The following is a 22,335-nucleotide window of genomic DNA, read 5'->3' as shown; positions in this document are numbered from 1 at the left end:
ATCTAATATTTAAACCTCCTTCTTCGAATGAACACAACAACCAAAACAACTGTAAATGTAATAAAAAATAAAGAGGTTCCCGCCTTCAGATCGTGATGAGCGGTAAATGACCGATGGACGAGATAATTAAACGATGTTTTGTACACCATATCGCCTACAGGCTCTTCCGCATAAATAATCAGTTCTTTGTAACCATAATTTCCACTGGCATCTAACTGTTTATCATGGTGAGGTATAAAAGAAAACACGCCGGCAGCATCCGGTATAATTTTTTCGAAATTATTATTCATCGTGTCGAAAATAGTAATCTCATTAACAGAATTACCGTGCCTTACGGCTGATTCGTACCTAAACTGAAAAAGTTGCCCAGTCTGCGGCCACCAATAGGCATTCCGGGATCGCTGCTCGATAGAAGCGAATGGCTGAATGGTTTCCAATAAAGCCGGTCTTTCCTCCTGCTTGTTCTGTGAGTTGTTGGCATATAGAGGAAAAGCAATCTGCGCCGTAAAATGCTCCTTTTGGCAGGACCCTGTAAGATATATCTGATAACGGAATGGCGAAGTTGTATTGACTCTTATAAAGCAGCGTCCATCTTTATGCTCTATAGGAATGAAGTAATACTGTCTTTCTTCTTGCTGCTGTTCTCCGTTGCAAAAAAAGGCAGTAAGATCGTTAACCTCGGAGATATCAAGCGAATCGTCGCTGCTGTTTATATACACGGTTTGCGTTACCGAACCGTTAGACTCATTGATCTTCTGACCATATTCAAACCACAGAAATGCACTATTTTCAAAGCTGCTGCATTCTGCGCCACCATGAAAAGAAATAAATAGCAATAAAGCAATACCTGCAGCTTTAAAAATTTTAGGCAGCCGAAAAAAATTTTTATAAAGCAAAGTCAAACGCACCTTCTTCTTTGGCATAGTTTTCTGTAAGGTACTGGTCTAAAATCATAAAAAAATCTCCTGCTACACGTCAGGAGATTTCAAAATAATAAAATGTTTAGAAAAAACATCTGTTTATTATGCAAATCCCCTCCCCATCCTTCGCAGGTCATAGCGGTGATCGTTGCATAGGCAGTTCTCCTGGCTCTGGGTCATCACGCTTCCCAAACCTTCCCAGAACTTCCGTTCCAGTGGCATATCTTGGGTTCGCTCTCCATTACAGTGGCGGGACCGCGCCGGAATCATACCGGACTTCCCTATTAAGCCCTGTCGGGCACCTATACCAATATATGAATTTTTTCACTTACGACTACTATAGTAAAAGATACCAAGTTATTTGTCAATCTAAATTATTTTTTGTCGCGTACTCGTCGCGAGGAGCGATAGCGGCGCGGCGATTTCTGGAGCCGCCCAGATGTTCTTTCATGATACTTTTCTATATCAACAGCAGTTCCCCCGCCGCCTTCCGCTTAGAGCGGCACACACAGCCCGTCGCACCCTGCCGGCAGAATATTTTCCCCGAGCAGTTGCATATTTTTCCGGCAATGGGTATACTATAAGAAAAGGATTGACGTGCGCTAACACGCCAATCCCCACAGGCTGTCTAACCGGAAAACGGTTAGCCCAAACGTTAGTGATTAGAAATAACCGCCACTATTCGAGCACAGGGGCGGTTATTTCTTTTTGGTTGTGACCAATACCATAAGCGTGGCAAATGCAACAGCAAATGTCAATGCTTCGTAAATAGTCATTCTACCACCCCCTTCCCGCAAAGGAAGGGGCTAACCGTCCCCCGAGCAGCCTGTACGCTTAGTATAGCATATTCTGCCGAAACAAAAAGAGAGATTTTTTCGCTGCCAGAGTTCTTCCCTGCTGCTGTGCCGCCTTCAACGGATAAAGGCGTTTTTTTTATATTTCCCCGCGCCGGGAACGAGCAGCGCTTGCCACCGGTCAGACGAACGGCGGCAGGCGGCCCGGTGAAGCGGTCTGCTGTCGAGTACTAGCGGACTAACAATCACTTATCGTCGCTTCGCTCTTCCAGTTCGCCTTCAATGGAAAGAAAGAGCTGCTCCAGTTCCCGCTTTGTCTCTGCTTTTGCGTTCCATAATCCCCGCTGCGCCGCCTCCAGCAGAGTTTCCGCTATCCGGTGCAGCGCCGATGGATTCACTGCCTTCATCCACTCCCGAGTATTTGGGTCCAAAGCATATTTCTCGGCATACTTTTCATACATCCAGTCTTCCATTACATCACTGGTGGCATCCCATTGACAGCTTACCGCCACATAGGTGGCCATATCGGCTGCGCCCTTATAGCCATGCTCTTTCATTCCGTTGATATACTTGGGATTTATGGCTTCGCCCCGGAACCAGCGCTTCAGCTCTTCTTCCAGACTGCGGAGCAGCACTTTGCTGCGATCCGAGCTGTCGCTGACATAGTTGCGGGGCATTTCTCCCTTAATGCTGCGAACCGCCGCCACCATCCCGCCGCGATAGGAATTATAATCATCGCCGCTCAGCATGGACGATTCCCGATTATCCACATTCTGAACCGTGATATCCAGACTGCCCATGCGCTTGCTGAATTGTTCCGGCATATAAGTGCCGTTCGCTCCTTCGCCGTAGGCATGTCCGCCCCAGCGTACATAGACTTTGGCAATATCGCCGATATTGTCCCAGTTTTTCGCTTCCAGCAGCGCAGTGACCCCGGCGCCGTGAGCCCCCGGCGGATCACCGAAAATACGGTAGGACGCCTGCCGCCAGGCAGCGGCATGATCCATGCCCTGTTCTTCCAGTTCGCCCGCTTCCTGCAAAACATGCTTGCGGACATAGTTTTCCTCGCTGCTTTCAGCCAGCGCCGCCGCCATCGCCGCCGCTTTGTCCAGCCAAGTCACCCAGCCGGGCATGCTGTCCCGGAACAGACCGCTGATCCGCCCGGTGACATCCACCCGGGGCCGCTTCAATTCCTTTAAGGGGATAACTTCGATATTCACGACCCGCAGGCTGCCTTTTTGCCAAACGGGGCGCAATCCCATCAAGTACAAAAATTCGGCAAGGCATTGACCGTGAGTCTTAAAATTACTGGTAGCCAGCAAGATAATGCCCACACTTTCCGGATAGCGTCCTTCTTCCCCAATATAACGAGCGATGACATCATCCGCCATCTGCTTGCCGATTTCCCAGGCGACCGGCGTCGGCAGAGTGCGCGGATCCACACTGTAAAAGTTGCGGCCGGTCGGCAGCAAGTCCGCTCCGCCGCTGGTCGGTGCTCCCGACGGACTTGGTTCTACATACTCACCGTCCAGGGCGGCCAGCAAGTTAGTCATTTCCTGAGTCGTTTTCAGCAGACCGGGAGCGATTTGCGTACAAATATATCGAGCGACGCAAAGCAGCTGTTCCCGCAATGCCGGATCCAATTGAGCCGTCCAGGGCAAAGCAAAAACAGCGTCTGCCTTCTTTGCAGCAAAATCATTGTCCATTAGCAATAAAATAACTTCACGGCTCTTTTCCCTGATTTCGTCGATCAGCCTGCCATAGGTTTTACTGCCGTCAGCCAGCATTTCTCCGCTATTTTCCAGCAATTCGTAATAATCAAAACCGAACATGTTGGCTACGGTTTGCGTAAGCGACGGAACATCGCCGTTACTCACCTTGGTTAATGCCAATAAATATTCCGTCAGATCCTCGCCGGCCGGCGCACAGCCCAAAATATGCAGGCCAATGCTCATTTGCATATTTTTTATGTCGGTGATATACACGTGCAATTTGCCCGCATATTCAGCGAAATCGACGGCGTCTGTTTCCGGTACATCTTCTTCCAGATTTGCCTTTCTGGCCTTGTCGCGGATCATTTCCTGAATAACATTCATATCGGTATTGGCCGCATCCTGCTTGAAATGGCAGTATTCTTCCAGTAATTTTTCCAGCTCGGCCAGTTCGTCATATGTCCCGGCAATGCTCATCGGCGCCGGCAAATAGCTGATCAGGCAGGCGGCACTGCGCCGTTTCGCCTGAACTCCTTCGCCCACGCCGGGCAGCCAGTAGGGATAAATGTTCGGCATATCGTCAATGGCAATATCGGGATAGCAGGAATTGGACATGGCCGTTCCCTTGCCCGGCAGCCACTCCAGGGAACCGTGGGTTCCCACATGAATCAGCGCATCGGCCTGCCATACGTTCCGCAGCCAGTAATAGAAGCCGATATAATGGTGGGTCGGCGCACAATCGGGGGAATGATAAATCTTTCCCGGGTCTTCGCCGAATCCCCGGGGCGGCTGAACCGTAATAAAAACATTGCCGTTCAGCATCCCCGGAACCAGGAGAGAATCGTCATAGTTAAAGACCTGTCCCGGCGCCTCCCCCCAGTCGCTTGTCATTTGCTGCCGTGTTTTCTCCGGCAGGCCGGCGAAAAAGCCTTCGTACTCCCCGGCTGTCAGTTTGCCGTCCGCTTCTTTAATTTGCTTTTCGCTAATAAACCGCCGATCGTTTGTCGCATGGGCAATTAATTCGTCCATAAACGCCTGACTATTTTCCGGTATATGATCGATTGTATATCCCTGCCGCTCCATTTCCGCCAGCAGCAAGCGGATACTCTCCGGTGAGTCCAGATGGTAAGCAGTGCCGATATTCGAATTAGTCGGCGGATAATTGTGAAAAATGATGCCGATTTTCTTTTCCCGATTGGTTTTATGGCGTAATTTACCCCATTTGCCGGCTTTTCGCACCAGCAGGCGAATCCGTTCAGCCAGCGGCTGCTGTACATGAGTCCCGTCCGCCGCTTCCTCCCGGGTGGCGGACGGCACGGAATGGATAATGCCGTCAAATTCGGGCATGGCAATATTGCAGGCAATCTCAAAGGCGCTCATGCCGGTCAAGCTGTCTTTCCAGCAGTCATAGGTATCATACAAGTTATAGGCCTGCAAGACCGGAACTCCCAGCTTCTGAAAATCTTTTAATTGCAAAAAACGGAGAACCGTCAGGGAAAAGGGGGAAGTGTTGATGAGAACATCAATGATAACCTGACCCTGAGCATAAAAATATTTTGCAAAAGCTTCTCCTAATCCGGGAGCGCCGGTTTCCGGATTCGCCCGGTTATTGCTGAAAACCAGCAGCGGATTATATCCCTGCCGTTCAATTTCTTCAAATATTCTTGCTTGATACGCCAAATCCCCCAAAATCCAGTCTTCCCGGGAAAAGATCATGGCGATAGTCGGCCGGTCTGGCAAGCAGAATTGCCGGCGATATACCCCAATATCTGTAATCGCTTCCCGGAATTCCGGATGATAGATGCCGTGCCATGGCAGTGTCCGCGGTTCATCGTACCGGCACTCCGCCCGGCTGAATTGACTGCCGAGCCACAGCCAAAGATTGCGGTAATTGCCAAGTCCGCCAAAGGAGATATAGCGGTAAATGAGCTTTTTTTCTGCCGGGGTAATTCCATATGCCAAAACATCCTCCCCCGGATCCGTAATCAGATAAAGATGGTTGATTCTGCGGTTTTGCATAAAATCCGCCGACTTTTTTAAGAAGGGAGTGTTCAACCCCGTTCCCATCCAGGAAAAAAGAACAAAGTCGCATTGCGAAAATGATTTCCCCCATTGTTCATTCCAGGGTTCACTGCCAGATAGGAGGATGGACTCCGCTTGCACCGGCAATACATTTTCATCCGTCAGCACTTTTTTTGCCTGATCCATGATAATGTATTGGGGTTCCATATTCGTTAAGAATAACAGTTTTCCCATTTGCGAATTACTCCTCTCCCCGGCCGTGTGCCGACGACCGCTCTGATTCCGGATAAGCGACATTATAGATGTCCCGGATAGCCCGTACAATATCCTGGGAAGCACAATACAGATAGGCGTCAGGCAGCTGCGCCAGCTGTTGAGTGCGAACTGCCTTTACACTCTGCAGCGCCGGGTCGTGCCGGACATCGTTTTTGAGTTTATCCACATCAACGGTTCCATTCCTCCAGGTGGGCAATAAAATCAAATCCGGATTAGCCTTTACGATACATTCTTTTGTCAAACCATCATTTTTCCCCAGTCCGGCGGCTGCCGCGCCATTGATTACCCCGGCATAACCGCATATATCATCAAACAGAGTGCCTTTGCCGCCATAATCATTCATCTGAGAAATTAGTACTACACTTTTGCGCTGTTCAGGCGGTATCCTGGCCACATCATCCGCTATATCGGCCAGTTCCCCCTCCATACGGCTCAGTATGTCGGCGCCAGCCTCTTCTTCGCCGATTGCCTGTGAAATCTCACGAATTGCCTGCTTTACCTCAAGGACACTTGAGGGTCCCTTGCAGACAAATACCGGCAGTCCCAGCTCGCGCAAAGTCTGAATCAAATCCGCCCGGCTCCAGTCCGGAACAATCACAAGATCAGGCTGTAAGGAGAGAATCATTTCCGCATTGGAATCCCGCATTTTTACCGGTACACGGCCGGCTTTATCGGCGATGGTCGATATGCCCGGATCATCCGCCAGATAGCTTACCGCCGCGACCCGTTCCGGCTGAACCAGGCCCAGAACAATTTCATCAATTGCTATATTTATGGGAATAATCCGCTGAGGCTTATGGGGCAGTTTCAATACAGAACCCTGGGTGTCGGTTACCTGATAGCCAGTTGTGTTTGCGGCTGTACTGCTGTCTGATAGTTGACCGCTGCCGCAGCCTGCTGTTGCCAGCACAAGCAAAAACAAAACCATCAATGCGGCTGTCCCGCCGTACTGTTTCATCGGCAAAGCACCCTGAAAGCAAAAGACAAAAATTTTTTACTTGCTGCGTCCCGGTCAAATAGCAGCGCCGCCTGCGGCAAACCGCTGTAAGCGAACAAAGGCGATAATGCAATACGCATGATGCTTCTCCTTTTCATCAGTATATTCGCTGCCGATTCCTAATAATGAGCAAAGAAGATGTCATCACTACGTTTGACATCTTCTTTGCTCCAAGGCTAGAACTGATACTGCACACCGACCTGAACGTTGCGGCCGGGGCAGGTATAATATCCATATACAGGGCTTCCATATACGGCATAATATTTGTCAAACAGATTATTCACCTTGACAAATGCCCGTTTATTTTGATCAATTTTGTAATTTACGGCCATATCCCAAACCCAGTACGTATTGGTCGGTAAAACTCCCGGCAAAGCGACGTTGCCATGTCCCTGCAAGCCGACGTCATATTGTTTCTGCCGGTAATTCATGCCGATATTCCACATTCCCCGCGGCATGTTCCCATAGCCCATAATAATACCATCTGCCCCTGCAGTTGACATTTTGTATGTAGTGTTTGTATAGTTTACATACATCGTAACAAACGGCGACATTTTCTTGTTCAATTGCACATCCCAGCCGTGGGCGATTTCATTACCAACATTCACATACCGGTAAGTATAATTTGCCGGATCAATCATAAGATAGCCGATGGCATTATCCGTGCTGGTTTCAAAAATATGAGCCGATGCCGTGAAAGTATCGTCAAATTTGTGATTAATCCCGCCTTCCGTCGTATGGCCGGTTTCCGGTTTGAGAACGGTAGTTCCCATATAGGGATTAAATAATTCATCCATATTCGGTGAAACAAAATATTTTTTAAATGCTACATAATAATTCGTCTTATCATCCTGTTTATAGCCTAAATTGAAACTGGGCGAAGCGTGATTGCCATATATGGAATGATGATCATTGCGAACACCGGACGTTAATTTCCATTTGCCATTCATCTGCCATTCGTCCTGCATGTATACGGCACGATCTGTTACCTTTTTGTCATTATATGCAGTCGATGTGCCATAGCGGTAATCAATGCTGTCCTGGTAAATATCGAAGCCAAATATTCCGGTGTGCTTTTGCCCCATCTTCTGGGTAAACTGGTCCTGCACTCCTTTTGTTTTCAGATTCATAAACCAGTTGCTGCTGGGAGTGTTTGTCGCATCGGACATTTTATGCTTGTTTTGATAAAATGACAGTTGATTGGCGGCATTATCGGAAAACTTATAATTATAAAGGAATTTCCAATCCGAATTGTCATTATCGCCGTCTTTAAGCGTAAAATCCTTGGCATTGTTAATTCTTGTATAATCTCCCTGATAGCGGTCATAGCTGAAAGTAACATCAGATGCAGAATTAATCTTTTTCGTCAGCTTGAACGTATTCGTCGTCGAATTGGAATGGGATGGGATGTCATCCCCATTGCCGTTCGCATAAGTGCCGGAAATATCTTTCCGGCTGGTCACAACCCAGCTGTAATCGCCATCTCTTCCCCTGTTGGCCAACGAATAGTTTTCCTTATCATAACTGCCGCCGCCAATGGTCAGGGTTGTTTTATTCACATCTGCTTTGCGGGTAATGATATTGATAACACCGCCTTTGGCATCGGAACCGTACAAAGTGGAAGCGGCTCCTTTCAGCACTTCAATTCGTTCGATATTATCCATATCATTGAGTAAGCCTGTGGGGAACAGCGTCGAATCGCTGCCGTTGGTATTCGCTCTGACACCGTCGATTAAAACGACGATTTGCGGCGACCCGTTGATGGCGATGCTGTTGGAGTATTCAAAACCAACGCTGTTGCCGTAAAGTGAAACATTGACTCCCGGTACATCCCGCAGCGCTTCCGACAAATTCTGATAATGATTATTTTCGATCTGCTCTCTGGTTACAACGGATATGTTGGCATTTGCCTCAAACTGCTCTACCGGTGTTTTTGTCGCCGTAACCACGATCTGGTCAAAAGAGTAGTCGTTCTGCTCCTCCGCCTGGGAAATTCCCGTCATGCCAAGGATGAGCGCACTGCTGATCATGGCGCACACCAAGGCTGCTCTTTTTTTACTCCGGCTTGCTTGTCTCAATGAAACTCGTCCTCCCTTATTTTCTCCGTGTTCTCTGTGTTCTCCGCGGTTTATGTCCTCCCTTCTCATTCTGCGTTATGCCCCGCGATAGGGAGCGGAATGGCTAAAAAAGATCTCCCGCCACAGGACGGGAGACAAGCAGAGGCAAAACAGTTTTCCATTGTAATAATACGTCCGTACCTATTAAAAATCCCGGCGTTCAAAAAACGCCGGGACGAAATAAGCACAACCGCAGCCAATGCAAACTGCCATGCAAATCCCCTCCCTATCTCTCGCAGGTCATAACGGTGATCGCTGTACAGGCAGTTCTCCTGACTACGGGTCATTGCTCTTTCCAAACCTTCCCAGAACTTTCGTTCCAGTGGCATATTCTTGGATTCGCTCTCCATTACAGTGGCGGGACCGTGCCGGAATTGTACCGGACTTCCCTATTAAGCCCTGTCGGGCACCTATACCAATATATGAAATTTTTCAATTATGCTTTTTATAGTAAAACATGCCAAGCTATTTGTCAATTAAATTTATTTTTTTGTCGAGTACTGTCAAATTTTAAAATTACTTGCCGTCGCTTCGCTCTTCCAGTTCCCCTTCAATGGAAAGATACAGCTGCTCCAGTTCCTGCTTTGTCTCTGCTTTTGCCTGCCACAGCCCCCGCTGGGCTGCTTCCAGCAAGTTTTCCGCGATGCGCTGCAGCGCCCAGGGATTGACTGCTTTCATCCATTCCTGCATGTTGGCGTCCAATGCATATTTTTCGGCATACTTTTCATACATCCAGTCTTCCATCACAGCACTGGTGGCATCCCACTGGTAGCTGTGAGCCACATAATTCGCCAGGTCGGCGGCGCCTTTATAGCCGTGTTGTTTCATGCCTTCAATAAATTTCGGATTCATCGCTTCCCCCCGGAACAGCCGTTTAATTTCTTCCTGGAGACTGCGCATCTGGACTTTTTTCCGGTCCGAGCTGTCGCCGCAATAAGAGCGGGGCGCCTCCCCCTTAATGCTCCGCACGGCGGCGACCATGCCGCCGTGATATGCGTTATAGTCGTCGGAATTCAGCATGCTGATTTCCCGGTTATCCTCGTTTTGGATGGTCACATCCAGACTGCCCAGACGGCGGCTGAACAGTTCCGGCTTGTAAGCGCCCTTCCCCTTGCCGCTGTAGGCGTGGCCGCCCCAGCGGACATAAACTTTAGCCAGATCATCGATGGTTTCCCAGTTCTTCGCCTCCAGCACGGCGCCAACACCGGCCCCATATGTTCCGGGAGGATCGCCGAAGATGCGCCAGCTTGCCTGTTCCCAGGCTGTGGCAGCATCCAGGCCGTTCTCTTCCATGGCCTTAGCCTCTGCGGCGATATGTTTCTTCACATAGTTAATGTCCGGACTTTCATCCAGTTGGGAAACGAGTTCCACCGCCCGGTCCATCCAGGTAATGCCCATGGGCATGCTGTCACGGAACAAGCCGCTGATCCGTCCCGTTGCGTCAATCCGCGGCCGCTTCAGTTCTTCCATAGGAATCACTTCCACGTCCACAACCCGCAGGCTGCCTTTCTGCCATACCGGCTTAACGCCGATCAAATAAAGGAACTGAGCGATGCACTGGCCGTGGCTGCGCATATTGCTGGTCGCCCATAATACGATACCGACATTTTCCGGATAACGGCCTTCTTCGGCAATATAGCGTTCAACCACCTCATCGCCCATGATCTTACCGATCTCCCAGGCCGCCGGCGTCGGTAGCGTACGGGGATCAACGCCGTAAAAATTCCGGCCGGTGGGCAAAATGTCCGCCATACCGCTGGTCGGCGCCCCTCCGGGTCCCGGTTCTACATACTGCCCTGCCAAAGCCGCCAGTAAATTGGTAATTTCCCGGGTGGTTTTGGCTAAATTAGGCGCAATATTCCGGCAGACATAAGAAACAGCCGACAAGAGCCGTTTCTTCAGTGACTCCGTCAGTTCCGCCGCCCAGGGAAATCCCAAAACTTTTTCCGTCTGAACCGGATCAAACTCTGTTTCGGCCAGTAAAATCAGGATCTCCCGGCAGCGTTCCCGGACAGCGTCGGCCAGAGCGCCATACGTTTTGGAGCCGTCCGGCAGCATCGTGGCGCTAGCTTCCAGCAGCTGATAGTAGTCGAACCCGTACAAGCCGGCAATAGTTTGGGTAAGAGACGGAATGTCGCCGTTGTCCACCCGGGTAAGGGCCAGAAGGTACTCAATCAGGGTATCTCCCACCGGCGGACAGCCCATGACATGGAGTCCGGTCCGGATCTGCATGTTTTTAATATCGGTAACATAGATGTGCAGCCGGCCGGCAAAGTCGTCAAAAGGCTGCGCCGGATCTTCCGGCACATCGTCCAGCAAATTGGCCTGCGATGCTTTCTCCCGGATCAAATTCATCACCGGCTCCAGCTGCTCTGGCTGGGTCTGTTTAAAATGGCAGTACTCATCCAGCAGCTTTTCCAGTTCCGCCAGTTCATCATAAGTCCCGGCATGACTCATGGGCGGTGTCAAGTAGCTGATCAGGCAGGCGGCGCCCCGCCGTTTGGCCTGAACGCCCTCGCCCACCACGGTAATCCAATAGGGATACACATTGGGCAAATCATCAATGGACAAGTCGGGATAGCACTGGCGGGAGAGACCGGCCCCTTTCCCCGGCAGCCACTCCAATGAGCCATGGGTGCCCACATGAACTACCGCGTCGGCCTGCCACACATCCCGCAGCCAATAATAATAGCCCAGATAATGATGAGTCGGCGCGCAGTCGGGAGAATGATAAATTTTCGCCGGATCTTCCCCAAAACCCCGGGGCGGCTGTACCGTAATATAGATATTGCCGTTCAGCATGCCGGGAACCAGCAGCTTGCCGTCATAATGGAACACATCGCCGGGAGGATCGCCCCAGTCTTTGCTCAATTGTTCCCGGGTCGGCTGTTCCAGCGTGTCAAAAAAGCTTTGGTATTGGTCTTTGACAAGCTGTCCGTCCGCCGCCGCAATTTGTTCTTCTGTCAGATAGCGCCGGTCATTGGTAGCATGCTCAATCAGCTGATTCATAAAAGACTGGCTGTCTTCCGGGATGGTGTCGATTTGATAGCCTGCTTCTCGCATCTTCGCCAGCAGCAGGCGGATGCTTTCCGGCGAATCCAGGCCGGCGGCGCTGCCGATATTGGCATTTGTCGGCGGATAGTTGTGGAAAATAATGCCGATCTTTTTATCCTTGTTTGGCTTAGAGCGAAGTTTCGCCCATTTTGCCGCCTTTCGCACCATGGAGTTGACCCGTTCAGGCATCGGCAGATAAACGGCATTGCCGTCAGCCTGATATTCCCGGCCTGCCACCGGCACCCCGTGAATCGCCCCGTCAAACTCGGGCATAGCGATACTGACCGCCATTTCCATGGCCGTCATGCCTTCTAGCGACTGCTGCCACTCTTTCCGGGACTGGTACAGCGTATAGGCCTGAAGAATCGGCACTCCCAGCCGGTTCAGCGATTCCTGATCAATGGCTTTCATTGATATCATGGAAAATTTAAAGGTATTCAGCAAAACATCGATAACCGGCTTGCCGTCCTGATAAAAAAAGCTTTCCATTGTCTCTGTCAAGCCGGGAGATTTGAGCTCCGGATTCCCCATATACTGGGTAAACACAGCCATGGCGTTCATATCCTGGCTCTCAATCTCTTCCACTAAAGCCTTCTGATAGGCCAAATCGCCCCAGACCCATTCATCGCGGTAAAACAAAATGCCGACTGTGGGCCGGCCTAGCCGGCAAAACCGGGCGCGATATTCTGCCAGGTTTGTAAACGGCTTGTCCGCCCGGGGATGATAAATGCCGTGCCAGAGCAGCGGCTGGGGCAGCCGGAAACCGGTGTCTTCCCCGCAATAGGCATGGGCCAGCCACAGCCAGAACTGGCGAAAATTTTCAATGCCGCCATAGGAAAGATACTGCTGCATAACCGCCTGTTCTTCCGGCGTCACGCCACAGGACAATTCCCCCGCAGCAGGGTCGGAAATCAGCATGACATGGGTGATCTGCCGTTTCCGCAGAAAATCAGCCGACTTCTTTAAAAATGCTGTATCAAGCCCGCTGCCCATCCAGGTGAAGATCACGATATCGCTGTTGGCGAATGTTTCCTGCCATTCCTCCCCCCAGGGAGTGGCGTCAGTCAGCAGTACCGTTCTGCCTTCCGGCCTCATTCCTCCCCGGGCAGCACTTTCCCTGGCTCTTTCCAGCATCAGCTGCTGGCGCTCCATATTAGTTAAAAAAATGATCCGTCCCACCACGATTCCTCCCGTCTCCCCTTTATATTTTCGACCGGTTTATGCGCCGACAGGCTGAAAAAAGCCCGGCGTACACAAATACGCCGGGACAATTTGCTCGTCATTTACTGCAGTGATGACGGACGGTTGTCTCCCCATGAGCCGGTACCCGGCAATGTCCGTGATGGGTTTCCATTGCTTTCAAAGCATCTTTCAGATGCTGAACAAAAATTGCCTGGATAGCGGGGTTTTCGCCCAATCCGCCGCTATGTACGCTGACTTTATAGCCTGCCGCCTCTAGCTGGGATTTGGCCGATTCTTCCTTGTCGCCAGCAATATAATGAAGCAGATGTTCGCTGCCGACTAGCACAAACGGTGCCAGCACAACATCTGTTGCTTTAATTTCCGCCAATTGTCTCAGTACGCCGGCAAATGACGGATAGCCCTCATTTGTATATACAAAGGCATTTTTGATCCCCGCATCCGCCAGTTTCAGCTGCAAAATGGAGTATTCCGGTTGGTTGCTGCCATTGCAGCTAAATACTACCGCCTTTTCGCCGCCCAGTTCAGGCAGCTGCGCTTTAACGGCTTCGATCGCAAGCTGATAATCATCGGGATGATTTTTAATTCCTATCGACAACAATAACGGACGGCCAATCATGATTTTCTTGAATTCTTTTTCTTTGCTGTGAGCCGTTTTAATGACATAATCCCGGATATGCTGATAAGTTTTATCGGCAGCGATATACAGCGGTTGAATATAGACCTCGTCAAACCCTTCGGCGGCCAGCTTTTTTAAAGCCTCCCCCACGCCGTCAACCTGCATCTTTGATTGGGCGGCCAGCTTTTCAATCACTGCCTGGGATGTAAACGCGCGGCGCACCTCATATTCCGGAAATGCACTTTTGAAACTGTTCTCCGTACTCTCAATTGATTTTTTCAATGCGTCAACATAGCTTGTACCAAAACTCACTGCCAAAATCGCTTTCTTACTCATAAAAACCCTCTCCTTAATCATTTTCTGCTCCGTGTTCTCCGCGGCTAAGCGTCATCCATTTTTATTCCGCATGGAGGATTTTGGCTAAAACAAAACCTTCCTCATCAATAAAAAGGAAGGTTTTCCGCAAATCGTCTGCTGCGCATCAATAATCCCCCTTCCCATCACCCGTGGGCATAATCGGCGATTAATCATTATAAAATTAGGAATATATTAACATAGATTATCCGAATTGTCAATCAGGGGAAAAACTTGAGCATCCGCTGCGCCCTGCCGGCAGAATCTTTCCTGGCCGGTTGCATATTTTTCACGCTGCGGGTATAATATAAAAAAGGACTGACGTGCGCTAACACGCCAGCCCCACAGGCTGTCTAACCGGAAAACGGTTAGCCCAGATTATCTGTTATTAAGAAATAACCGCAACCTTGGGCAGGGGCGGTTATTTCTTTTTGGTCGTGACCAATACCATGAGCGTGGCAAATGCCTATCTCCCTGACCGGTTATTTTTTCGCGTCGAGTTTGAAAAAGGCATTGTACTGGGCGGCAGCCTGGTTGGCGCTTTCAATGGCGGCGTTTCGTTCCTGAATCACCTTGTTGGCATCGCTGGTCGCCGCGTCAATGTAGCTCTGTGCCGCTTTTAAATAGGCATCGACGGCGGCGATGTAGGCGGCGGTGGCTTTCGCGTCCTCCATGGAGGACGGCGGCACCGGCAGCGGCGGCAGTTTGGCTTTGGCCGAAGGATACTCCGCCGACAGGTTGGTCCCCGCGGCTGCGACTGCAGCGGCGGGGACCGGCGGCGCGTCTGCAGCTGCACATGCCAGGCTGGCCGTACTCAGCCAAAGTACGGTCATGACCCCATAGACTATTTTTTTCACAGTGATTTCCCTCCTATCCGTTTTCTGTTGTTCCGGAGAAAAAAATACCTGAATCCCCTTAAGCATGCTCACAACCTTACCGGCAAGCACGTCGGGATACGGGTATTCTATACAAGAATCTCGTCATTCTGACCTCATCCACTTAATAGAATAAGCCGGCGATTTACCGCACCGTATTGTCGTCAAAAAGGCGAATAAATTGCTGTACCGCCATGGTCGCCGAAATTTCGCCAGCATTAACCTGTCGTTCGATATCCCGCTTATTGGCAAGAATCGCCGGATTCTGGTAAAACAAGCTGCGCAGATGTTCCTCCACCATGCCGTACACCCATTGCAGTGTCTGCCGGCGCCGCCGGGCAGCAAAAACTCCCGATTGCCGCGTGCGGCTCATAAAATCAAGCACCACTTCCCAAATCGTATGGATGTCCTCGCCCCGCAAGGCGGAACAGGTATAAGCATGAGTCGCCCAGCCTTCGGTGGCGGGACGCAGATAATGCAGCATCCGCTCATAATCCGCCCTGGCAACCAGCGCCCGCTGCTTATTGTCGCCATCGGCCTTGTTGACCAGAATCGCGTCGGCCAGCTCCATGACGCCTTTTTTCATTCCCTGGAGTTCATCTCCCGCTCCGGTCAGGACAATCAGCAGGAAAAAATCCACCATGGACCGCACTGTCGTTTCACTCTGACCGACGCCAACCGTTTCCACTAAAATCACGTCATAGCCGGCAGCCTCGCACAGCAGCAAAGTTTCGCGGCTCTTGCGGGTCACACCGCCCAAAGTGCCGCTTGACGGCGAAGGCCGAATAAAGGCATTGACCTGCTTGGACAAACTCTCCATCCTCGTCTTGTCCCCCAAAATACTGCCTTTGGTAACCGTGCTGCTGGGATCCACCGCCAGCACGGCAACTTTTTGACCCTCCTCGCACAAACGGCAGCCAAGGGCTTCAATAAAGGTGCTTTTCCCCGCCCCCGGCACCCCGGTAATGCCAACCCGCAGGGAAGTCCCGGTATGGGGCAGCAGCTGTTTCAGCACTTGCTGCGCCAGCTCAAAATGAGCCGGCGCATTGCTTTCAATCAGCGTAATGGCCCGGGATAAAATCATCCGGTCGCCGGCCAGCACGCCTTTTACATAGTCATCCACAGTCAGCCTGGAACGTTTTATCACCGGAACCGGCTGTTGAATCTGTACCGACTTTTGATTCGGCATGCCGTCATGTCCGCCGTCTACTCCGGTCATAACCCGGCAGGCAAAGGCATCGCCGGAATTGTCCGGTACCCAGTCCGGTTTGTACGTCGTATGACTCATGATTTTATTCCTCACCCAGACGGGCAAACAGCTCTTCCAGTATTTTTTTGGCCGACACCGGAATAACAGTGCCCGGCCCAAAAATGGCAGCAGCACCGTGTTCTTTCAGAAAATCATAGTCCTGAGCCGGAATAACGCCGCCGGCAACTACCATAATATCTTCCCGGCCGCGCTTTTTCAGTTCTTCCACCAGCTGGGGCAGCAGTGTCTTATGTCCCGCCGCCAGGGAACTCATGCCCACGACATGGACATCATTATCCACCGCATCCTGAGCCGTTTCTGCCGGTGTCTGGAACAAGGGTCCGACATCCACGTCAAAGCCCATATCGGCAAAAGCGGTAGAAATGACCTTGGCACCCCGGTCATGGCCGTCCTGTCCCATTTTGGCGATCATAATCCGGGGCCGCCGGCCTTCTTTTTCTTCAAATTTATCGGTCATCTGCCGTACTTCGGCAATAATCTCTTCATCGGCAAATTCACTGCTGTATACGCCGGAAATAGACCGGATAATCGCTTTATGCCGGCCGCATACCTTTTCCACCGCATCGGAGATTTCTCCCAGACTGGCTCTTGCCCTGGCGGCTTCCACAGCAAATTCCAGCACATTGCCTTCACCGGTATCCATGGACTTCGTGATAGCATCCAGCCAGTATTTTACCTTGTCTCCATCCCGATTGGCCCGCAATTTTTCCAGCCGCTGCAGCTGCGCCTGCCGCACTACCGAATTATCCACTTCCAGAATATCCAGGGGATCCTCTTTGTCAAGGCGGTAGCGGTTGACACCGACAATCATTTCTTTGCCGGAATCAATGTGAGCCTGCCGCCGGGCTGCCGCCTCCTCAATGCGCATTTTTGGCAAACCGGTATCAATGGCTTTCGACATACCGCCCAAGGCTTCGACTTCCTGAATGTGAGCCCAGGAACGGCGAATCAGTTCATCGGTCAATGCTTCCACATAATAAGAGCCGCCCCAGGGGTCAATAACCTTGCAGACTTTTGTTTCATCCTGAATATACAACTGGGTATTCCGCGCAATCCGCGCCGAAAAATCCGTCGGCAATGCAATGGCCTCGTCCAGCGCATTCGTATGCAGTGACTGGGTATGGCCAAGGGCCGCCGCCATGGCTTCCACACAGGTACGGGACACATTATTAAAAGGATCCTGCTCCGTAAGGCTCCAGCCTGATGTCTGGGAATGAGTCCGCAGTGCCATGGATTTTATCTTTTTAGGATCGAACTGTTTCACGATTTTTGCCCACAGCATCCGGCCTGCACGCATTTTAGCAACTTCCATAAAATAATTTTTCCCCATGGCCCAGAAGAAAGACAGCCGGGGGGCAAAAGCATCAATCGTCAGTCCGGAATTAATGCCGGTCCGAATGTATTCCAGTCCGTCGGCCAACGTATAGCCTAATTCAATATCGGCCGTGGCTCCCGCTTCCTGCATATGATAGCCGGAAATACTGATACTGTTGAATTTCGGCATATATTTTGACGTGTAGGCAAAAATATCGCCGATAATCCGCATGGAAGCCGCCGGTGGATAAATGTAGGTATTACGCACCATAAATTCTTTTAAAATATCATTCTGAATCGTTCCGGCCAGCACTTCTTTTTTGACGCCCTGTTCTTCCGCCGCCAGAATATAGAAAGCCAGCACCGGCAGCACCGCGCCGTTCATTGTCATTGACACCGACATTTTATCCAGCGGAATGCCGGAAAAAAGAATTTCCATATCAAGAATCGAATCAATGGCCACACCGGCTTTTCCCACATCGCCGACTACCCGGGGATGATCGGAATCATAACCCCGGTGAGTGGCCAGATCGAAGGCAATGGACAGTCCTTTCTGACCGGCAGCCAAGTTGCGGCGATAGAAGGCGTTGCTTTCTTCCGCCGTGGAAAAGCCGGCATACTGGCGGACTGTCCACGGCCTGGTAACGTACATCGTCGGATAAGGTCCCCGCAAATAAGGCGGTACCCCGGACATAAAATCCAAATGATGAAATTTTTCATATCCTTCTTCCGTATACAGGGGCTGCAGATCAATTTGCTCCATGGTACGGGTGCACAATTCTTGAATCGATTTGCCCGTTTCTTTTTCCAGCTTGTTTTGCCAGTCTTCCTTGCCGGACGGTTTCGGATCGTGAAAGTTTATTTTTGTAAAATCAGGATTATTATACATCAGAACATCCCCTTTGCTCTTTGCAGGTCGGTGAGTATTTCATAACAATTTGCCCGTACATGAATAAAGAAATCCACGCCGGCTTCCCGGTATATCGCTTCATATTCCGGCGCAGGAGCACCAGCCAGAATCACTTTCATCGCCGGGCACTGCTGCTTGATCAACTTGGCCAGAGGCGGCACAAGTTCCGGATAAGTATCGTCCGTCGAACAAATCACGGCCGCATCGGCGCCGGATTGAACAGCCGCCCGGGACGCTTCCTCCACCGTGGGAAAACCATCATTTTTGATGACTTCAAAAGCACCGACTTCGATAAATCCGGTTGTAAAATCAGCCCTGGGCTTATGCTGGGGTATTTTCCCCATATTGGCCAGAAACACTTTGACATTATCGCCGGTTTTCGCCCGGTATGCTTCCGTCCTTTGGCGCAGCGCCTCAAATTGTTCCGTCCAGCGATGGACAGCGATGGGTTGAATCTTTGCACTTTCCACTTCACCGTCATTAAGTATTTCACGGATGCTGCCCAGCGTCGCTCCGGCGGCAACAGCGCTGATCACAGTGTCGATAAGCCCCCCCACCGAACCGCTGATGGAATCCAGCAGCTTATCGCACTGTTGCTTCACCTGCTGCCGATCCCTGCTGGCGCGATAGCCGGCCAGTTCTTTACTGCGCAGACATTTCACCGTCTCGCCGGTGGTTTGGGGTACTTCCAGGGGCTGTTCCTTCACATTGGGATACATATTCGTTCCTACCGCCCGGTCGGCCCGGGTCGCCAGATTTTTAAACCGCTGCTGCAGAGTTTCAGCCACAGCCTTCTGAACCAGTCCTGTTTTCAGCAGGGCTACGATACCGCCCTGCTCTTCAATGGTTTGCAATAACGCCCAGACTTTTTCCGCCAGCTGATTGGTCAACGTTTCTATGTACCATGAACCGCCTGCCGGATCAACCGGCTGCCGCAAATTAAATTCGTTTTGAAGCATAATCTGCGTATTGCGGGAAATCCGGCGGGAAAATTCATCGCCCAGCCGCACCGGTTCGTCAAAGCAGCCAATCTGCAGCCCGTCCGTTCCGCCAACGACCCCGGAAAAAGCTTCTGTCGTCGTCCGCAGCATATTGACATAAGGGTCAAACACTGTCTTGGTAAAATAAGAAGTACGAGTATACAGATTGATTTTCTGACTTTCCTGACTGCCGCCAAAGGCTTCAACAATCTGCGCCCATATCATGCGGGCCGCCCGCAGCTTCGCAATTTCCATGAAAAAATTTGAGCCTAAAGAAAAACTAAACCGGATCTGGGGGGCAATGGTGTCAATGTCCAAACCGCGGATCCGCATAGCCCGGATATAGGTAATCGCCGCCGCCATGGCATAGGCGGTTTCCTGAACGGCACTGGCACCGCCGTTATGATACGCTTCCCCCCGTACCAGAATCGTCCGCATCCGGGGCATGTGTTCGGCTGCCCAGGCTGCTGTATGCGCCATTTCATCGTAAAGCTCATCCAGCGGGCAGGGCAGACTGCCCCGGCGTGTCCAAAAGTCAATCGGATCCGCACCGATGCAGCCCCCGGCTTTCTCCAGGGAAAAGCCATGCTCTGTTAAAAATGCTCCCATTAACCCCAGCATCATTACATTTGAGCAGCCGGCATTGATATGTACATCCTGTTTTGTAACATCAATACCCTTGAATAGCTCATTAAAATCCTTCAGCGTTGATATTGACAATGCTTTATCGCCGACCAGCGCCGTGTCGGCAGCATCCGCATCCATACCGCTTTGCGTTGCCGTATCCAATGCGACATGCAGACAGGTACTGCCTTTTGCCAATTCGTGTTTAAGAAGTTCATTGCATTGCCCGGGCATCGCTTCATCGCACGCCTGGGCTATTTCCCACGGGCTGGTGATATAGCCTGCTGTCTTGGTTCCCCGTAAAAAGCTGCCCGTACCGGGATAAGAACGGGGGTGTTCCAGATTTTTTGTATGTTCTCTGGTGTAAATAGGCTCAAGCTTGATTCCTTCATAGGTTTTAGTAAACAGCTTCTTCTCGAATATCCCACCCTTTAATGACGTGATGGCTTCGCCTTTCCACTCATCATACGTAGTAGCCGCGAATTCATCAAACTTCACTTCCGGTATTTCTACCGCTGTTGACTGTTTGTCGTCCTCCATTGTCTGCATCGCCCCCACAATTCTTTCCTTAATTATTAGGTTACCCTCATTTTTTGCCTCTCCCGGTTGTCTAATCACAGCCGGGAGAGGCTGCAGCTAAACTCTTTTTATCTTGTAAATCCTTATTGTAAAAGGATGTCCCCTTACGGGGACGGCGTTGCGGTTCCCGACGCAACTAAAAAAATATTATTAAAGTTACATGAGTAACGAAAACCCCGAAGTGAACAGTCAAACAAAAAGCCCTCCCTGACAAGCAAGGAGGGTTGATATCGCTAGAGAATTGATTCCAATAAAAATCCCGGCAATATAAATAGCCGGGAAGGATAATTCGCTCTAAAATCCCCTCCCCATCGCTCGTGGGTGAAAAACGGTGATTGACAGATAGGCAGTTCTCCTGGCTTTGATTCATCGCTCGCCCAAACCTTCCCAAGACCTTCGTCCCAGTGGTATATATGGGTTTACTCTTCATTACAGTGGCGGGACCGCGCCGGTACTTCACCGGACTTCCCTATTAAGCCCTCTAAGGGCACCTATCTCAATAATATTCAATTTTCAATTGCTACTATGTGAAATTTCTACCGCATGTGTTGATAATATCATTTTTAAAATAAAAAGTCAACTATCAATCCCGCTGTAATTACATTGCTATTTGCAACCGGCTTGCAACTGTTTAATCAGACGATCGTGCCGCTTGCTTACGAAACAGATAAAATTCCGGCTGTTTCGTAAAGGGAGAGATCAATTCCCCGCTTATATTCTGTCGTTTTTTCATAAGGCACAGCAACAATTTCGCTCTTTTGCAAGGCAATGAGACAGTTTGCATTATTCTCCAAAATACAGTCGATCGCCGCTGCTCCCATGCGGCTGGCAATGATGTTATCATGCGCCGAAGGATTTCCGCCCCGCTGAATATATCCCAAAACGGTTATATTCGGATTAAAGCCCGTATTTTCTTTAATTTGGCTGGCGACATCATAGCCTTTTGCCACGCCTTCAGCTACCATAACAATACTGTATAACTTACCCCGGGCATGACTTCTTTTTAGTCCTTCACAAACGGCGGCCATATCCAGCGCCTTTTCCGGCAGCAGTATTACTTCGGCACCGCAGGCCAATCCGGCCATTAAAGCAATATGCCCGGCACTGCGTCCCATGACCTCGATTACAGCAACTCGCTCATGGGATTCGGCAGTATCACGAATTTTATTGGCGGCGTCCAGCACGGTATTTAACGCCGTATCAAAGCCGATGGTATATTCTGTGCCCGGCATGTCATTATCAATAGTAGCCGGAATTACAATCGTAGGTATACCGGCTGCTGTCAGCTTTACCGCTCCGGCCATTGAGCCGTCGCCGCCGATGACGATCAGATAATCAATATAATGTTCCTGAATATTTTTTACCGCCAGGGCGAAGCCTTCTTCCGTTTTAAACGCCTCACTGCGAGCCGTTTTCAGCATCGTGCCGCCATGCTGAATGATTCCGGCTACGGAATGAGAATTCAGCAGGCTGAACTCGCCGTTTAATACTCCGGCATAACCCCGGTCGACGCCAAAAACTTCAAAGCCATGATGAATTCCTTTACGGACTACTGCCCGGATCGCAGCATTCATACCCGGTGCGTCGCCGCCGCTGGTAAGCACTGCGAGTCGCTTTATCATAATAACCTCTCCCCCGTAAAACTGTATTACAATATATCATTGCCAATTTATTTATAATTCGACTAATCCTCATACTATCCTTCCATTAAATTACTG

The 22,335-nt window shown here is 50.5% G+C and carries 12 protein-coding genes and 3 riboswitches; all 12 genes read right to left on the bottom strand.

Going from position 1 to position 22,335, the window contains the following annotated elements:
* Window positions 1-2: 2 nt before the first annotated feature.
* On the bottom strand, window positions 3-896 hold the full coding sequence (locus tag ABFC84_12420; GenBank protein ID MEN6413539.1) for a hypothetical protein: 894 nt from the start codon (window positions 894-896) through the stop codon (window positions 3-5).
* 161 nt (window positions 897-1,057) lie between these two features.
* A riboswitch (cobalamin riboswitch) is annotated at window positions 1,058-1,241 on the bottom strand.
* A 718-nt stretch (window positions 1,242-1,959) separates the two neighbouring features.
* Window positions 1,960-5,682: a cobaltochelatase subunit CobN gene (gene cobN / locus ABFC84_12415; protein MEN6413538.1), complete on the bottom strand. Its 3,723-nt coding sequence runs from the start codon at window positions 5,680-5,682 to the stop codon at window positions 1,960-1,962.
* 7 nt (window positions 5,683-5,689) lie between these two features.
* Window positions 5,690-6,682 (bottom strand): ABC transporter substrate-binding protein, encoded by a 993-nt coding sequence (locus ABFC84_12410; protein MEN6413537.1) that lies wholly within the window; start codon window positions 6,680-6,682, stop codon window positions 5,690-5,692.
* Window positions 6,679-6,801, bottom strand: coding sequence for a hypothetical protein (locus ABFC84_12405; protein MEN6413536.1), 123 nt, complete (start codon window positions 6,799-6,801; stop codon window positions 6,679-6,681). The genes ABFC84_12410 and ABFC84_12405 overlap by 4 nt, the downstream gene beginning before the upstream one ends.
* 96 nt (window positions 6,802-6,897) lie before the next feature.
* On the bottom strand, window positions 6,898-8,799 hold the full coding sequence (locus tag ABFC84_12400) for a TonB-dependent receptor (protein MEN6413535.1): 1,902 nt from the start codon (window positions 8,797-8,799) through the stop codon (window positions 6,898-6,900).
* A gap of 283 nt (window positions 8,800-9,082) precedes the next feature.
* Window positions 9,083-9,267, bottom strand: a riboswitch (cobalamin riboswitch).
* 87 nt (window positions 9,268-9,354) lie between these two features.
* On the bottom strand, window positions 9,355-13,071 hold the full coding sequence (gene cobN, locus ABFC84_12395; GenBank protein ID MEN6413534.1) for a cobaltochelatase subunit CobN: 3,717 nt from the start codon (window positions 13,069-13,071) through the stop codon (window positions 9,355-9,357).
* A 100-nt stretch (window positions 13,072-13,171) separates the two neighbouring features.
* Window positions 13,172-14,047, bottom strand: a complete 876-nt coding sequence (locus tag ABFC84_12390; protein ID MEN6413533.1) for a sirohydrochlorin cobaltochelatase — start codon at window positions 14,045-14,047, stop codon at window positions 13,172-13,174.
* Between the two features lie 500 nt (window positions 14,048-14,547).
* Window positions 14,548-14,988 (bottom strand): hypothetical protein, encoded by a 441-nt coding sequence (locus tag ABFC84_12385; protein ID MEN6413532.1) that lies wholly within the window; start codon window positions 14,986-14,988, stop codon window positions 14,548-14,550.
* A 97-nt stretch (window positions 14,989-15,085) separates the two neighbouring features.
* The gene (gene meaB / locus ABFC84_12380; protein MEN6413531.1) at window positions 15,086-16,228 is read right to left on the bottom strand and encodes a methylmalonyl Co-A mutase-associated GTPase MeaB; all 1,143 of its coding nucleotides are present in this window, start codon (window positions 16,226-16,228) and stop codon (window positions 15,086-15,088) included.
* A 4-nt stretch (window positions 16,229-16,232) separates the two neighbouring features.
* Window positions 16,233-18,413 (bottom strand): methylmalonyl-CoA mutase, encoded by a 2,181-nt coding sequence (scpA, locus tag ABFC84_12375; protein MEN6413530.1) that lies wholly within the window; start codon window positions 18,411-18,413, stop codon window positions 16,233-16,235.
* Window positions 18,413-20,578 (bottom strand): methylmalonyl-CoA mutase family protein, encoded by a 2,166-nt coding sequence (locus ABFC84_12370; GenBank protein ID MEN6413529.1) that lies wholly within the window; start codon window positions 20,576-20,578, stop codon window positions 18,413-18,415. Before ABFC84_12370 ends, scpA begins: the two co-directional genes overlap by 1 nt.
* Window positions 20,579-20,944: 366 nt before the next feature.
* Window positions 20,945-21,127: riboswitch (cobalamin riboswitch) on the bottom strand.
* Between the two features lie 146 nt (window positions 21,128-21,273).
* The gene (gene pfkA, locus ABFC84_12365; protein ID MEN6413528.1) at window positions 21,274-22,239 is read right to left on the bottom strand and encodes a 6-phosphofructokinase; all 966 of its coding nucleotides are present in this window, start codon (window positions 22,237-22,239) and stop codon (window positions 21,274-21,276) included.
* Window positions 22,240-22,335: the final 96 nt, after the last annotated feature.

The organism is Veillonellales bacterium (genome assembly GCA_039680175.1).
In the GTDB taxonomy this organism is placed as follows: domain Bacteria; phylum Bacillota; class Negativicutes; order JAAYSF01; family JAAYSF01; genus JBDKTO01.
Note: the sequence above shows the minus strand (reverse complement) of the source record. Positions and strands in the feature narration are given on the sequence as shown.

Bases quoted from the DNA above. Each gene is read 5' to 3' on its own strand.
- ABFC84_12410 (MEN6413537.1), bottom strand. From the start codon at position 6,682: ATGAAACAGTACGGCGGGACAGCCGCATTGATGGTTTTGTTTTTGCTT.
- ABFC84_12390 (MEN6413533.1), bottom strand. From the start codon at position 14,047: ATGAGTAAGAAAGCGATTTTGGCAGTGAGTTTTGGTACAAGCTATGTT.
- ABFC84_12385 (MEN6413532.1), bottom strand. From the start codon at position 14,988: ATGCTTAAGGGGATTCAGGTATTTTTTTCTCCGGAACAACAGAAAACG.
- ABFC84_12405 (MEN6413536.1), bottom strand. From the start codon at position 6,801: ATGCGTATTGCATTATCGCCTTTGTTCGCTTACAGCGGTTTGCCGCAG.
- meaB (MEN6413531.1), bottom strand. From the start codon at position 16,228: ATGAGTCATACGACGTACAAACCGGACTGGGTACCGGACAATTCCGGC.
- cobN (MEN6413538.1), bottom strand. From the start codon at position 5,682: ATGGGAAAACTGTTATTCTTAACGAATATGGAACCCCAATACATTATC.
- ABFC84_12370 (MEN6413529.1), bottom strand. From the start codon at position 20,578: ATGGAGGACGACAAACAGTCAACAGCGGTAGAAATACCGGAAGTGAAG.
- pfkA (MEN6413528.1), bottom strand. From the start codon at position 22,239: ATGATAAAGCGACTCGCAGTGCTTACCAGCGGCGGCGACGCACCGGGT.
- scpA (MEN6413530.1), bottom strand. From the start codon at position 18,413: ATGTATAATAATCCTGATTTTACAAAAATAAACTTTCACGATCCGAAA.